General features: G+C 38.1%; 12 protein-coding genes and 1 other RNA gene. 6 read left to right on the forward strand and 7 right to left on the reverse strand.

The window, feature by feature from the left end; genetic code table 11:
- Positions 1 to 3: 3 nt before the first annotated feature.
- Positions 4 to 400: a transfer-messenger RNA gene (ssrA, locus tag E6C50_RS03610) on the reverse strand.
- A gap of 208 nt (positions 401 to 608) precedes the next feature.
- Between ssrA and E6C50_RS03615 the strand changes: the two genes are divergently transcribed.
- Positions 609 to 1,811, forward strand: a complete 1,203-nt coding sequence (locus E6C50_RS03615) for an NAD(P)-dependent oxidoreductase (protein WP_136401823.1) — start codon at positions 609 to 611, stop codon at positions 1,809 to 1,811.
- Positions 1,812 to 1,919: 108 nt separating this feature from the next.
- Here E6C50_RS03615 and E6C50_RS03620 read toward each other — a convergent pair whose 3' ends face one another.
- The 4 genes from E6C50_RS03620 to E6C50_RS03635 form a co-directional block, all read right to left on the reverse strand.
- Positions 1,920 to 2,345 (reverse strand): hypothetical protein, encoded by a 426-nt coding sequence (locus E6C50_RS03620; protein ID WP_136401824.1) that lies wholly within the window; start codon positions 2,343 to 2,345, stop codon positions 1,920 to 1,922.
- Between the two features lie 9 nt (positions 2,346 to 2,354).
- Positions 2,355 to 5,285, reverse strand: coding sequence for a hypothetical protein (locus tag E6C50_RS03625; protein ID WP_136401825.1), 2,931 nt, complete (start codon positions 5,283 to 5,285; stop codon positions 2,355 to 2,357).
- 265 nt (positions 5,286 to 5,550) lie between these two features.
- On the reverse strand, positions 5,551 to 5,985 hold the full coding sequence (locus E6C50_RS03630) for a response regulator (protein WP_136401826.1): 435 nt from the start codon (positions 5,983 to 5,985) through the stop codon (positions 5,551 to 5,553).
- Positions 5,986 to 6,011: 26 nt separating this feature from the next.
- Entirely contained in the window at positions 6,012 to 7,889 is a 1,878-nt protein-coding gene (locus tag E6C50_RS03635) for a PAS domain-containing sensor histidine kinase (RefSeq protein WP_136401827.1), read from the reverse strand.
- A 450-nt stretch (positions 7,890 to 8,339) separates the two neighbouring features.
- On the opposite strand from E6C50_RS03635, the gene E6C50_RS03640 reads away from it, so the two are divergent.
- From E6C50_RS03640 to E6C50_RS03650, 3 genes are all read left to right on the forward strand, one after another.
- Positions 8,340 to 9,647, forward strand: a complete 1,308-nt coding sequence (locus E6C50_RS03640) for a PAS domain S-box protein (RefSeq protein ID WP_136401828.1) — start codon at positions 8,340 to 8,342, stop codon at positions 9,645 to 9,647.
- 129 nt (positions 9,648 to 9,776) lie between these two features.
- Positions 9,777 to 10,586 carry a helix-turn-helix domain-containing protein gene (locus E6C50_RS03645; RefSeq protein ID WP_136401829.1) on the forward strand — a complete coding sequence of 270 codons (810 nt, stop codon included), beginning with the start codon at positions 9,777 to 9,779 and terminating at the stop codon, positions 10,584 to 10,586.
- A 73-nt stretch (positions 10,587 to 10,659) separates the two neighbouring features.
- Positions 10,660 to 12,318 (forward strand): serine hydrolase domain-containing protein, encoded by a 1,659-nt coding sequence (locus E6C50_RS03650; RefSeq protein WP_136401830.1) that lies wholly within the window; start codon positions 10,660 to 10,662, stop codon positions 12,316 to 12,318.
- 185 nt (positions 12,319 to 12,503) lie between these two features.
- Here E6C50_RS03650 and E6C50_RS03655 read toward each other — a convergent pair whose 3' ends face one another.
- Positions 12,504 to 13,031: a hypothetical protein gene (locus E6C50_RS03655; RefSeq protein WP_136401831.1), complete on the reverse strand. Its 528-nt coding sequence runs from the start codon at positions 13,029 to 13,031 to the stop codon at positions 12,504 to 12,506.
- 326 nt (positions 13,032 to 13,357) lie between these two features.
- On the opposite strand from E6C50_RS03655, the gene E6C50_RS03660 reads away from it, so the two are divergent.
- Together E6C50_RS03660 and E6C50_RS03665 are read left to right on the forward strand one after the other, a co-directional pair.
- The gene (locus E6C50_RS03660; RefSeq protein WP_136401832.1) at positions 13,358 to 14,065 is read left to right on the forward strand and encodes a CPBP family intramembrane glutamic endopeptidase; all 708 of its coding nucleotides are present in this window, start codon (positions 13,358 to 13,360) and stop codon (positions 14,063 to 14,065) included.
- Between the two features lie 3 nt (positions 14,066 to 14,068).
- Complete coding sequence (locus tag E6C50_RS03665; protein ID WP_136401833.1) at positions 14,069 to 14,797, forward strand: DUF4184 family protein; 729 nt, start codon at positions 14,069 to 14,071, stop codon at positions 14,795 to 14,797.
- On the opposite strand, the gene E6C50_RS03670 is transcribed toward E6C50_RS03665, so the two are convergent.
- Complete coding sequence (locus E6C50_RS03670; RefSeq protein ID WP_136401834.1) at positions 14,794 to 15,300, reverse strand: contractile injection system tape measure protein; 507 nt, start codon at positions 15,298 to 15,300, stop codon at positions 14,794 to 14,796. The genes E6C50_RS03665 and E6C50_RS03670 overlap by 4 nt on opposite strands.
- Positions 15,301 to 15,492: the final 192 nt, after the last annotated feature.

The raw sequence follows: 15,492 nt of genomic DNA on the forward strand, positions 1-15,492 counted from the left end.
TTAATGTGGAGACGGAGAGAATCGAACTCTCGTCCAAACAAGCAATCGAAGAGCTTTCTACACGCTTAGTTTCCGATTAAATTTTCGACAAAAAGCAAGGCCGGAAACCGCCACTTTTTGCTTAGCTTTATCAGTGTCAGAACGGATTTAAAGCATTACCGTTCCTAGGTTTACTTTTACGGTTCCCCTATTCCAAACGCCATAAACCAAGGCTTTTGAGGAGAATCCAGCTTTCCGACCTTGTCGGAACTAGGCAAATCGTACTATAATTCGGATTAAGCAGCTAAAGCGTAATTATTTTCGCCGTTTATAAGTTTGAAACATGATATTTACGAGCTGTGTCCCAGCGCTCGACGTGCTTACTGTCCAATTCCACTCGCTGTCAAAACCAGTCGTCCCCGAACAGTTGTCTTTGCTATACTCAGCAAAAACCAGACCGCAAATATAAATGATTAAATTTTCAATTAAAAATAATTGCAACACTATTCTTTAAATGTTACATTTGGGAACTATTTATTAAAAACAAACTAAACAACCCATCGAGAGTTACATTAATAACAGTTTTCTTACTGTTTTGATGCTAAATTCTCAAAGCTACTTACTGTAAAATGAAAATTGGAATTATTAAGGAACGAAAAAATCCGCCGGACAGACGCGTGGTTTTTTCGCCAACAGAACTCGTTACATTAAAGGAACACTACCCGCAGACGGAAATTAAAGTTGAAGCATCCGATATCCGGATTTTTAAAGACGAAGAATACAAAGCCTTAGGTTTTGAAGTAACCGAAGACATGAGCGATTGCGACGTGTTATTAGGTGTAAAAGAAGTACCGGTTGATGCCCTGATCCCGGATAAAAAATATTTTTTCTTTTCGCATACCATCAAAAAGCAACCGTATAACCGAAAACTGCTGGTGGCTTGTCTGGAGAAAAACATCCGACTGATTGATCATGAAACGATTGTAAACGAAACCAACCACCGACTAATCGGTTTTGGCCGTTATGCCGGAATTGTGGGTGCTTACAACGGTTTTAGAGCTTTCGGAATTAAATTTGATCTTTTTAACCTTCCAAAAGCCGAAACCTTAGCCGACAAAGCGGCTTTGGTGGAACGCCTGAGAAGACCACTTTTACCCCCTATTAAAATCGTTTTAACAGGACATGGAAAAGTGGGTATGGGTGCTAAAGAAATCCTGGACGCGATGAAAATCAAACAGGTTTCAATTGAAGATTATCTGACCAAAAATTTTGCCACTCCGGTTTATACCCAAATCGACGTATTGGATTATAACAAACGTAAAGACGGACAAAAACTGGACAATCAGGATTTCTACCACAATCCGCAGGATTATGTATCCGATTTTGAGCGCTTTACAAAAGTATCCGATATTTTTATGGCAGGTCACTTTTACGGAAACGGCGCTCCGGTAATCTTAACCCGCGAGATGTTAAATGCTCCGGATAACAAAATCAAAGTAGTAGCCGATATCTCCTGTGATGTAGAAGGACCAATTGCCTGTACGCTACGCGCTTCAACGATAGCCGAGCCGATTTACGGTTATTATCCAAGTGAAGACAAGGAAGTGGATGTGAACCATCCGGGTGCGATTGTTGTAATGGCGGTAGACAATCTGCCATGCGAATTGCCAAAAGATGCCAGTGAAGGTTTTGGCGAAATGTTCCTGCAACACGTGATTCCGGCTTTTTACAATAACGATAAAGACGGTATCTTACAACGCGCTAAAATCACCGAAGGTGGAAAACTAACCGAACGTTTTAGTTACCTTCAGGATTATGTAGACGGTAAATAATAACCTGTTATATACAAAAAACAGAAACACCTGACAGGTTTTGAAAATCGGTCAGGTGTTTTTTGTTTGTAAAAGTATCAAACGTTACTTCTAAAATTTGAAGTCAAATTATATTTTTTCGGTCTGAAAATTAGTGGCATTCTTTAGTTTAGCAAAAAAGTCTTCTTCGGATTCCAAAATAAGTTCATCACCCAAATTAATAAAATACAAGCCTTTTGAATTCGATTTTAATATAAATCCTAATAAATAGGTTTTATATTCATCCCAAAACAATTCTATACTATCAATATTAAAATTCTCAACATTTAAAATCGTTTCATATAAAATAGCTGAAACATCATATTCTCCATCAACAACAATATCTTGTGTATTGTAAACGGTATTCACATATATTCCCGTATGATTCGTATATATTTGATACGAAACCAAATCATTATTTACTAAAATAGAATCGATCAATTCTGTTTTATCATCCTGCTCAACAACTATTATTTTCTTTAGATTCGTAATATTTACACCTAATAATTTTTCCATCTTATTTTGTTATTTTATGTTATCCCATTGTTTTGAAACACCGCCTAGCGAATAATCTAAAAATGTAACAAACTCTCCATCTAGTTTTTGTACGACGATACCATCATCAAGCTTACTCCATTTACATATTCCTAAAGTCATATATTCACCCTGTCTTTTTTCGCCTTCAATCACTACCTTGTCTACAAAACTCTGCATCGCTTTTTGGGTTTCAATTTTCGTTGGACTTGTTGGAATTTCTATGTCAAACTTTTTGGCAACTCTTCTTATTTGAGCGGAATGTTTTTTAAATTTCTCAAGCATATTTTTACCATAAGTCACATTAAATTCATCCAACAAGCTTTTTAATTTCGAAAAATCCTGTTCGGCCAATGCCTGCTCCAATTCTATAGCCAACTTATCGTCTTTGGCCAGCGTTTTGGCTTTGGCAAAGACCTGTTCCAAAGTAGTGATGTCCGCTTTGCTTAATGTGCCCAAATCCTCTATTAAACGAGCGGCTTTTAATTCCAACAGTACTCCTTCAAATGTAAGTATTCCTTTTCTAATCGCAAACACAAGATGTGTCAAGAGCTCTCCGGTTTGCAGAAGCCCGGGTATCGTAACATTGGTAAGCTTTTTGGCTTGTGCTATACCTTGCATTACACGCTCATATTGCGCTTCTACCTTCGCTTGTTTTACAATATTGGCGCGTACTTCTTTTTTCAGCTCTGTAATAGCTTCAAGTCGTTTTTCCAGTTTTGTAACATCTTTAATTCTATTAAATTCTTTCGCAGCATCCGCTAATGGCTCTGCCGCTTTAAAAGCACTTTTAAGAGCCGCTGCATCGACCGCTGCTCCTACAATGGCTATAACCACCCATAACAAACTTGGATCATCACTCAATAAACCGGCATTATAACCGTCTTTTTCGGTTTTATAGGTTTCTATAGTTTCATATACGGTATAGGCACTCAAGGCAAAATTAGCACCTAAGGCTACCAATGCCAACGAACCGGTTCCTGCCGAAGCGATCGTAAGCACGATTGCTCCAAAAGCAATAGCAAGATTTTTTATAAACTCAAATTGTTCTATCTGGCTTTTTTTATCCGTCAGAATTTCATCGAGTGTAGATCCCGGAGCAATACCCTGAGCTTGTTTACAACTGTTATACAGCAAATCCATTCCATAAATTGCCTCTGGATTATTGATTATTTTTTCCTGTATATGGTCAATACTTTCTTCCTTCTCCTGAATATAGTTTTTCATAAACGCTTTGAGCTCGGCGGCATTCGAAACTTGGGCAAAAGCCGGTTTATCAAACTGTTTTTCTTTTACCAGATCGTTCGAGATAGTCCCCACCAGGGAGTCGGCTTTGTTTACTTTTTGTTGTCCTTTGTCGCGTTCGTCATAATCGACTTGTATTTCAAAACCATCCGCGTATTTATGTACCTTTGAAGCACCAGCAATTTGCGAATTACCCGCGCTATACATTTCCTTGGCACCGGTTCCTTTGAGCTGATTGAGCAATTGCTGTAAATAGGCCGGATTTTCGAGTTTGTTTTTTTCTTCAAACAAGATATGTTTATACTTCTGCAACTGATCAATAGCGGTATAAAGTGCCTCCTGCTCGAAAGCGGCTTCATATTGATGAATCAGTTTTTCAAATTCCGATATACCGCCTTTATAGCCTGCATTTTCCAAAGCTTTACGAAGAATCTCCGCCTTATCCGTCATAATCATCGTACTACCGATATCCGGACCAGCTTGAGGATTATTCATACCACTTATAGCCGCACTTGTACTGGCTTGTCCTACCCAAAAAACATAATCTTTATAAAGCTTGTATAACTCTTTAAAGCTGGCGGTACCGAGTTTTTTTTCCAGATCAGCTTTTACTTTTTGATTAGATTCCCGGTTTGCTTTATCTCCTTTATAATTTTGTATCGACGCCTTAAATTCAAAAAGGCTCATCGTACTTTTACTGGTTTTACTGGCATAATCCAGCATTTCCAAAACGGTAAGATTGTCGAATATATATTGCGCAACGGCTAGTTTTTCTTCAGGAGTTACCCAACCTCCCTCTTCGGAGGTACGAATCAGGTTTTTTACCGCTTCCGGAAAAGCATCGTACTCCGCCCGTAATTCTTCTGCCGATTTTTTAGGTTGTGCCGCACCCGCACCATTTTCATGACCTGTTCCGGCTCCTTGTCCCGTACCGCTTTTTTCACTCTTTGTTTCTTTCTCTAACTCACTTTTATTGGATTTCGGTGTGTAATTAATGGTTTTACCTTCTTTCAGTAATTTTACCATATTTTCATCGAAAACCCCTGTAAGCGTTGCATAATTAGGCTTGTCTTCGGGCAATACTACATCAGACTCGTTGAGAACCCGTGTCATAAAGGCATTAAATTGCTCTTTACTTGTGATCAGAGAGCCATCATAATCGGTTTGATTTTCATGAAAGTCTACGGTATATTTACCTTGGTTTTTATATACAGCCGGTAATCGGAATTTTCCGCTATTAGTGGTAGCTTGCGGTATAAACTGAGGTGTTTCCTGTTGCTTTTCAGTATTCGTTTTATTTGCATTATCAATACCCGACTTTATATCATTATATTTTCTTAACTCATCAATCTTCAGACTCTTTTTATACTCCATTTCTTTTTTTTTCGTATCCGGATGGTTTAAATTTCCGGTTTGCTGCAAACTTTCCTGAAGTTTGGTATGCATTTTCGTGGAACCTTCCGAATACGCAGAATTCGTTCCATGGGTAGCTGGTACCGGATTGTTTGCCGATCCTTTACCCCCACTTTCGTGTGTCGTTCCCGGGGCTCCTGAATTTTGTGATGGGAAATTGTTTTTTCCGGGTTCGGGTGTACGCAATGGTATCGACTCCGTCTGTTTTTTCTTTTGTTCGGTCTGCTGTGGATTATTTTCTTTATCAAGAGGTGTTTCTTTCATGCCGTCAATTTTAATTGGTCCTATTTATTCTTTTATCATACAGAATACAACTCCTTTACAGGCGCTTATCTCTACTTCTTTATTTCGGAATCAAAATTCACTTATTTTAATTGCAATTAATAGTTTTTGAGCGGGACAATTCTGTAGTTGCGGTAGATTGAATCGGGCACAGGTATATCCTTGTCAACCTCTCCAAAAACAAAAAACACCTGACTGGTTTTAAAATCCTGTCAGGTGTATTTGGTTGTTAAAGTAGTAAAAGCAATTATTCCGGTTTTTTAATAACTCGGGCAGTTTTATGGTGATACTGGTGCAGTAGTTCCATAAAGGATGTCTTTTTTAATGGTTTTACCAAATAATCATCGATAAAGTGATATTCGTTTATTTTTTCAATATCGGCAAGACTTGTCGAAGAGCTCAGGATAAAAACGGGAATATTTTTCACATAATCCAATTCCAACCGACATACTTCATCCATAAATTCCCAACCGGTCATCTGAGGCATATTAATGTCTACAAACAACATATCCGGCCAGGTTTCACTCTTTTCTTTATTCGCCTGAAAATAATTAAGGGCCTGTAGGCCGTCTTCGAAACCGATGACCTCCGTGTGAACATCGGGAAACTTCTTTACCATCTTACTGAAGATAAAACGAAATATCGAATCATCGTCGATAATAGCAATACGTAAATTTGTCATATAAAGGGTGATTTAGGGCTTACGCATCAGTTGAACTGGATATAAAAGGTACTCCCTTTATCCGGTTCGCTTTCCACATACATTCGTCCTCCCAATGACTCGATCTGATGTCTTGTCATAAAAAGTCCGATACCTTTACTGTCGTATCCGGTATGGAAGGTTTTCCTGAATTTGAATATATGGGTTCCATGTCTTTCGAGATCAATGCCTACTCCATTATCACTAACACTCAGGCAACTCTTTCCCTCTTCGACATAGGATCTGATATAAATATGTGGTTTCCTACCCGGTATGGTGTATTTTAGCGCATTACCGATCAGATTATGCAGGATACTTTCCAGATAAATTCTGGAATAGGAAATAGCATTGATTTCAAAATTTGTTTCAATCACAGCGCTTTTAGCATAGATTTCTGCCGAAAACTGCTGAATCGTTTTTTTATAGAGTCGTTCAAAATTACATTCTTCAAAAGGGAGCGATTTACTACCTCTCACTTCGAGTATTTCAATCAATTCCTCCATAATTGCGATAAGGCCGTCACTGGACGATTGCAAGAGTTGCAAACATTCTTTTCTGTCGGCTTCATTATCGGCATGCTCAATTTCGGCAACCAACATCTGGATATTACCTGCCGGTCCTCTCAGATTATGGGCTACAATCTGATTGAACTCTTCCAATTGCCGTAGTTTGGTTTCCAGATCGATCGTGGCAATTTCCAGTTGTCTGTTATTGCGCTGTAATGTTTGGACATATTTACTGTACAATGTGATATCCTGAACCTGAGCAATAAAAAAAACGGGGCTTCCCTGTTGATTAAAAACAGTAGACATCGTGAGAAGACACCAAATATAGTGTCCTTCCTTATGGATATACCGTTTTTTGATCGTAAAACTTTCGCTTTCGAGGGATTTTAGCTTTTTTATATTTTCCTCAACAAGCAACAGGTCATCCGGATGGGTATATTCGCAGCAACTCATTCGTGCCATTTCAGACAAGTCGTACCCCAACATCTTAATCAACGTTTTATTAACATCAATACAATGTCCTTCGGTATCGACCAAAGCCATTCCCAATCCCGAATGTAGAAATGCCTGATTAAACTTTTGTTCGTTAATCCGTACTTCTTCTTCAATTTTCATTCGGTTGGTAATATCGGTAATAATTACAGCCACTTTGCTTTTTGAAGAATAAATTGGCCTTGCCTGCATCCTGTACCACAACCCGCTATTGGTTTGAACGGGTGACTGATAGTCCATACTAAGTGATTTATTTTGGCTTAAGGAATCTTTGATCAATGCTACAAAAGAACATCCGAGTTCACCAGGAAACAGCGCTTCCAGATTTTTTCCCAGAAAAAGAGAAGGCTCGTAGAAAAGTTGGTCTTTATCGTTTGTCCAGCAATTTAGGATTACCCCGGTAGCACTTACCTCAAAAATCATATCATCTATAGAAGCCAAAAGCGCATCCAACTGATTTTTCCGCTTCTCTAATTTTTGACTTTTCGTTACAATTTCTGTCACATCAAAAAAGCTAATTATGACATATTTCAGATCTGAAATCGGCATCATCTGTGTGCTAACAGACAACCAGGTGAGTGGTTTCATTTCTATAGCCACTCCCAACAGCTTATTTTCAATGGTTTTTCCGTATTGTAATGTAACCGAAAACGGTAACTCTTTTTTATCCAGTGGCGTGCTGTCTTCGTCATAAGAAAGTCGAAACAACTCAAAGCAACTTCTGCCCTGATAGATTTTCTCGTCAAGGCCAAAAGCTACAAGAGCATTTTTATTTGCCCGAACAATGTTTCCTTCAAAATCTACAATAAATACACCTTCTTTTCCGATACGCTGCATATTGTTCAATAGCGCATCGTTCCACATATTCTGAAGTTTCGCTGAATGCATATCTCATTTTTTTAATTAACAAACTACCGACAGTCTAAAATAAAGTAAATCTCCTTTTGAAAACAAACATTGTGACCACTGACTTCATTTTATCTTATCTATCCGTATACTGTACAAGATTCAAGTCTCCAAACTCAATTCCGGATGCTTTCCCTAGTAGGCGAAAGATACATTTTTAATTGCTTAAGACATTTGATCCTGTCAACTATTTCCGATAAACTTTCGAACATTTGAGGCATTTGTTAGCATTCTGAATGTGTATTTTTTAATCTGATCGTTAATTTACCTTATATATTGGTTCATTCTCCTATTCCAATTTAAGGATAAAAACCTATTAATCAACATACTGTTTTTATTTTTTCAGGTTTTGATATTTTTAGGATAAATGCTTCTTATTGCCATGATGAGATACAGAATTTATTCGTAAAATTGAGCCTTACCAAACCTAATATGAGAACAAGCGCTTCCTCTATGATCAAACTCCTCGAAAAATCGTGGAGAAGCTACTCCGTTTTTATAAACAGAGGAACGCATACCGGGAAGAAATATCCGAACAGAAATGAAATGTGGAAAGATCGTTTTTTCACACAAATCATAAAATTTGCGGTACCAACCGGTATCATTGCACTAATTCCGAGTATTATACTCGAATGCTTACATCATAGTTATCTGACCGCCATAACCGATCTGGCGGCATTTACATGTATAGTACTAATCGTTTTACATAAAAAACTGGACATTCGGTTTAAAAAACTTTTTGGTGTTACGATAATGCTCACTTTCTCGATTATAAAAATCGTAACCCTGCATTCGCTAATGTTCGGAACGGTCTTCCTTCTATTGCTCAGTGTATTTGTTACGCTTTTGTTTTCAAAAAAAATGGCCTACTTGTCGGTTGCCGTCAATGCCATAATCTGTCTCATATTTGGTATTGCCTTATACGAAGGATTTCCGGTAAATCGGCTTGAATTAATGAACGACAACATTCCGGATCGATGGGTTTTATACTCCTTTAATTTTATATTTTCGAATCTGGTTATGGTAGCCGTTATTTTATATATCATCCGCGGTTTCGAAAAAACCATTTTAAAATCGGAAAACCTATATCAGAAACTCCGTCTGGAAATTCAGGAAAAGATTAATCGGGAAAATCTATTGGAAGATGCCGTAACCCACTATAAAAGCCTGTTTATTTTTAATCCGTTACCGATGCTCATTTATGACCCGCAAAGCCTCCGGATGCTTCATGTAAATAAAAGTGCCGTAGACTGTTACGGATACAGCATTAAGGAGCTTCTCAATATGAAAATAACGGATCTTATACGCTGTGATGAAGCGGTTTTCCGAAATAAAATACGCCAGGATTACGTACACCAACGGGACGAACATTACTGTAAAAAGGGAAACCGCATTCAGGTCGACATCAATGCCAGTAACATCCGCCTTAACGGTACCTGGGTACGACTCGCTATTGTGAGAGACATTACTTCGGAAGCCGAATATATTACCGCTATTGAACAAAAGAATGAAAAACTCCGGGAAATTGCGCATCTGCAATCCCATGTTATCCGCAATCCATTATCCCGGATTATGGGAATCACCGAACTGATCAAATCTGATCCTGTCGAAGGTTCTGAATTAGAGGAACTCCTCTTTTACCTAAACCATTCTGCCGAAGAACTCGACATCGTTGTGGCTCAAATTGTAAAACAAACCGAAATGGAAATAAGAACCTCTTTAAACCTAAAAAAGGATTGATTTAGTAACGATTTTCTTTTTAATTATCCAAACAGCACCGGAAAACAGGCCTAAATGCCGACTCAAAACTATAAATTTCCTTATATTGCTATCCAATAACGTACTGCATAAACAGTTCGTTTTAAACAGATGAAACAACTCAAAACAGGACAATTTTTCGGTGCAACCAACAGTCACCTGGAATGGAAAGGCCTCACCATTACCGATACCGAGTATACCCATGAAAAAGTAGACTGGCATTACCACGAAAAGCCCTATTTTACATTTATCATTCAGGGAAAAGTGCTGGAAGGCAACCGGAAAGAAATCTATGAATGTACAGCGGGTTCGCTGCTTTTTCATAATTGGGATGATGCGCATTACAATAAAAAACCACCCGGATTTACCCGCGGATTTCATATCGAAATAGCACAACACTGGCTGGAGCAGTTCGATTTGTCGCTCGACAGTCTACAGGGAAGTATTGCCGTAAAAAATCCGGATGTAAAACTATTGTTCTACAAACTTTTTTATGAAAGTAAAATCCATGATAACGCCAGTCATTTGGCAACCGACACGCTTCTTGTTGACGTATTGGAAAACATCAAAGGTCAAAATAAAACCGTTTATTCCGCACGTCCCGATTGGATAAAACCACTACAGGAAATATTACATGAGGATACGCTCCAAAGTCTTTCCCTTTCACAGCTTTCGGGCCTTTTAGGAATTCATCCTGTTCATATTTCCCGTTATTTCCCTAAATATTTTGGTTGTTCTCTTGGCAACTATATCCGGAAGTTAAAAGTGAAAAAATCGCTTGCCTTACTACCGGACAAATACAAATCACTTACGGACATTGCTTTGGATTCCGGCTTTTCCGATCAAAGTCATTTTATCCGCTGTTTTAAAGAAAATATGGGAATAACGCCGTTGGCTTTCCGCAAACGAATGCATTTCTGATGTTAATTTCATGCTATTTTCAAAAAAACCGATTCCTTATTTTTACAGCATAAAATCAAAAAACAAACACAGGATGAAAGCATACTTTTGGTGTATGATCACTATTTTAGGATTATCGTTTAGCGTCACGGCACAACACAACATTACCACCCCCGAAATAAATACCAATCCCCTATACCAAAAGAACATTGGAAAGTTGGTTTTCCTCTCCAAATCCATTCCATCGGAACAACTAACAGAATCCGATTTTCTGGAATCGTTTCAGAATAGCGACGGAAATGATTTATACCTCGGTGTTTTTATGGGCAATTCGCTGGTTAATTTTCTACATACTATAAGCCCAAATCTAACCGTTGCCGAATTAGTTCAAAGTGGAAATTTCCAGTTTTCGTTTTATGCCGACGACAAACTACTTTATACCGAAAACCTGAATACCGGTGCGGGAACACTTCAAAGTAAAACCAAAGGAACCACGTTTCAGATTCCGCTTATCAGCAAATCGGGTGAAGATTCCTGGGGACGGTTTTTATGGTCACGCTTCTTTTTTAACGGTGGCGGCGAAGAGGCATTGTTTTCCGGGGAACACAAACTTACGATTGAGATCCGTCCGTATCTGAAATCCGGTACAACTATCAAAACCGGTGCATTAATCGCACAGGGAAGTCTTATCGTAACGGCTCCGATAGTTTCATTATCTGAAAATCAGATTGCTATTCAGAAAATCGCCCCAAAAAGCGACTGGCCATTGGCAACCGCTACCTACGACACTACTACGATCCGCCTTTTAAACCAAAAAATTCAGGAAAAACGTTTTAAAGACATCACCAGTATTGTCGTAATCCAAAACGGAAAATTAGCGCTCGAAGAATATTTTAACGGTAGCGATCGCAACACCCTTCACAACACCCGATCGGTTGGAAAATCCTTTGCTTCCACCCTTATGGGAATGGCCATACGGGATGGTTATATTAAAAACGAAAATCAAACTCTGAATCCGTTTTACAAGCTAAAAGACTTTGCGCACTATTCTATTTCAAAAAACAACGTCACCTTAAAAAGTTTACTTACGATGAGTTCCGGTTTTGACGGATCGGATCAGAATCCGGATTCGCCAGGCAACGAAGAAAACATGTATCCTACGGATAATTGGGTTAAATTCGCATTGGATCTTCCAATGGATTCCGAAAAACAAATCGGAAAAAACTGGGATTATTTTACAGCCGGAGTAGTCCTTTTGGGTGATATTCTAAACCAAAGGGTGCCTAAAGGACTGGAATCCTACGCTGCGACCAAACTATTCAATCCACTGGGAATTAAAAGCTACCAATGGCAATACACCCCTCAAAACGTAGCCAACACGGCTGGCGGCTTACAATTGCGAACGTTGGATCTGGCACGCTACGGACAATTATATGCCAACAAAGGTTTGTGGAATGGCAAACAACTGCTTCCAAAAGAATGGGTTGAAAAAAGTTTTACCAATTATTTCCCGGAAGATTCCAACACACCGGGATACGGTTATCTGTTCTGGAAAGAAAACTTTACGGTAAAAGGAAAAAATTATGACGCCTTTGCCTGTAGCGGAAATGGCGGTAATAAAGTCTATATTTTTCAAAACGTTCCTCTTGTGATTGTTATTACCGCAACGGCCTACAACAAACCCTACGCCCATCCGCAGGTGCGCCGGATGATGCAGGAATTCTTATTACCGGCTCTAATCGCAGAACAATAACACTATTCTAAAACCGATCGATAAAAAAGTAATTATCAGGTGTCGCATCCGGTATAGGAATACAAAACGAACGATAAACATCCGATCGCAATAGTGCTAAAAATACTAGCGTGAAAAAATGTAATTGCGATCACTATTAAAACTCTTTTATGATTCCGGATTTTGCAAAAATCCGGAATCATCTATTAATCCTCTAGTGGAAAAGAAAGTCCAAATGCCGCACCACCGGAATCTTGTCTTACCGATTCATGTAAATAATAGGCGAATTTTATTTCGACATTATGTTTACGCCCTAATGCCAATCCTAATGAAAAAGGAACGTGCATTAGTAATCCATTTTTACTATAATGATCCGCTTTAGTATGGGTATAAAAAGAACCCAAAGAAACTCCCACACCCACTTCGATAAATGGTGCGACATACGGGATAGGTGCTGCAAGCCGAACCTTGGTTCCCAATAACGCAGTATTGGCTTTAAGGTTGTATTCTTCCTGATTTACATCTTTTTCTTCCGATCTGGCCTTAGCAATCACCACCCCGGCATAGGGAATTACACCAAACCAACTACGCGGACACCAAACGTATTCGCCCTGAGCATAAAATCCTGAACCTGTTGTCATTCTGGTTTCCTGATCGTAAGGAGATACGATCCCAAGTCCTACAGAAGCATTTATAAATTTCCCTTTATTGGTTTGTGCAAATACCGGATGCAATGCTATTCCGGAAAATAAAAAAGACTAATCGCAAAATACAATTGTTTCATTACTGGCTTAAAATTTTAGCTGGCAAACTTAGATAAATTTAAAGAATTACTTGGTGACATTAGCCGTAAAAGATTATTATTGTCTACTCACAATTCGTAAAAGGCCCTTAGATGGAGCCAACACGCTTGAACCATGTAGCATACTTTTTTTCAAAAAACGCAAGACCATCTGCTCGGATTTTTTTTGGATCAATACAATAGATGATCATTCAAAACTTGTTTTTTCTCTATTAAAAGATATATTTGCAGAAATGGAACGTTTAAAACTAAATTACGATGACAGTACCGGAACAACTCAAAAAAATAAACTGGCTACGAATCCTAATGTTCTACGGAACTATTTTAGGGGGTACTTATTTTGCACGAAAACTTCCGAATGTTCTAAACCTTCTTCTAACCCGTATTACCGACATTCCTTTTACTTTTAATTACAATCACGGTATCGTTACACTGGTAACGGCTTTGTTATTTTATAAATTTAGCGGTGTAAAGCAGGAAATTACCCTACTGGGAAACCATAAAATCAAGAGTCTGTTATTCCCTTTTATAGTATTACTATGCTATGCCGGATTTGGAATTAACAATACTAACGGCATTAACAGTCATCTATGGGCGTTGCTGATTTGTTCGTTTGCACTTATCTACAATTTGATGGAAGAATATGCCTGGCGTGGTTACCTGATCGAAAGTCTGGGAAATACGCATTATGTCTTGAAAAGTCTTATTTCCGGTATTTTTTGGGCGATATGGCATCTGTTAATTTTTAATAATTTTGATCAGTATGGTGGATTCTGGATTTTTCTGGCTTTCTGTATTGTTTTTGCTTTTATCCTGACATTCGCCGTTTGGCGTACCCAATCGATACTGGTTGCCGCATCCATCCATGCTTTTATTATTCAGACCAATATGGCCGCTGTGATCTGTATTGTTGCCTTTATACTGTTGCTATTGACGTGGAACAAAACATTAAAACGTACGACGTAAAAAATGCCTTTTACTTTTGCACACCCAGCTATCGTTTTTCCATTAACCTATCTACCAAAAAAGTGGTTTTTTCTTACTGGACTTATAATTGGCAGTATGACGCCCGATTTTGAATATTTTTTAAGAATGCGAATTCAAAGTAATTATAGTCATTCACTTAGTGGGCATTTTTGGTTTGATTTACCTTTGGGATTAGTAATCGCATTTCTTTTTCATACTATTGTCCGAAACCAATTGTTTAACAATCTTCCAGATTTTTTAAAATTCAGATTCTCTACTTACAAACGATTTGATTGGAATCAATACTTCAAAACGAATTGGTATGTTGTTATGATTTCTATCTTAATCGGAGCGTTATCACATATTTTTTGGGACAGTTTTACACATGATTCTGGCTATTTCGTACAAAAATTTTCAATATTAACAGAGACTATTTACATATTTGGCACACAAATTCCCGTATTGAAAATCGCTCAGCATACAAGTACCTTATTAGGTATCGGTACAATTGTAGTAGTACTATATAAACTACCATTAACCAAAATTGAAAAAAGTAAAATCAATCCCAAATACTGGATAGTAGTAACTACATTGTCATCACTAATAATCTTAATACGGTTTATTAGCGGACTTGAATTAAAAGAATATGGTAACGTAATTGTTACGACAATAACTGCATTATTAATTTCATTAATTGTGACACCATTGATCCTAAAATCAAAAACAAATTAATACCTCCACTCTACATATAATGGTTTGATCATCCAGGGAAATTTGATGACTGAAAAAGAAAAAGGCGATTTATGGATCAGTAAATCATAGGCTTTTTTTTCGACTTTGACTTCCCATCGTTCACCGTACTCGGTAAGTGTTCCATTTCGGATTAGCCAATTGCCACGGAAACCCGCAACCGAACTCATACCAATAGCCGACCAATAACTAATAGCCGCGTTGAGTAATCCGTCAACAAGCGCGTCCTCCTGCTCTGTTACTTCGATCGCTTGGGTGATAACCGTATCCGGAGTCATACCGCAAAGTATTTTACTCAATGCCAACCAATGATCATCAGTCTTTTCCAATCCCGTTGTCAGATAGTTTAAATACAGTACCGCTTTTTCGCGATTTTCGTCGGAGGTAAATGTTTTATTTTCGACAAGTTTTAATCGTTCCAAAAACATCGGAAAATAGGCGTTTATTAAAACCATTCCCGCAGTGTTGATAGGTAAAGTAGTCATTATATTTTCTTTTTTTGGGGTTCAAAAGTTTTCAAAAATAGTGGCAACCGTTGGCGTATTGCTGCGTAAAACCACTTGTTTTGATTTGTTATCCGATCGTCATCCGATGTTGTGAATATAGTCATTTTAAAACAAAACCGCTGTTGTCTTTTACGCTTCAACATCCAAAAAATAAAAAGTGGCAAAGGACAT

Origin of the sequence: Flavobacterium supellecticarium (genome assembly GCF_004801375.1) — a bacterium.
Lineage (GTDB): Bacteria > Bacteroidota > Bacteroidia > Flavobacteriales > Flavobacteriaceae > Flavobacterium > Flavobacterium supellecticarium.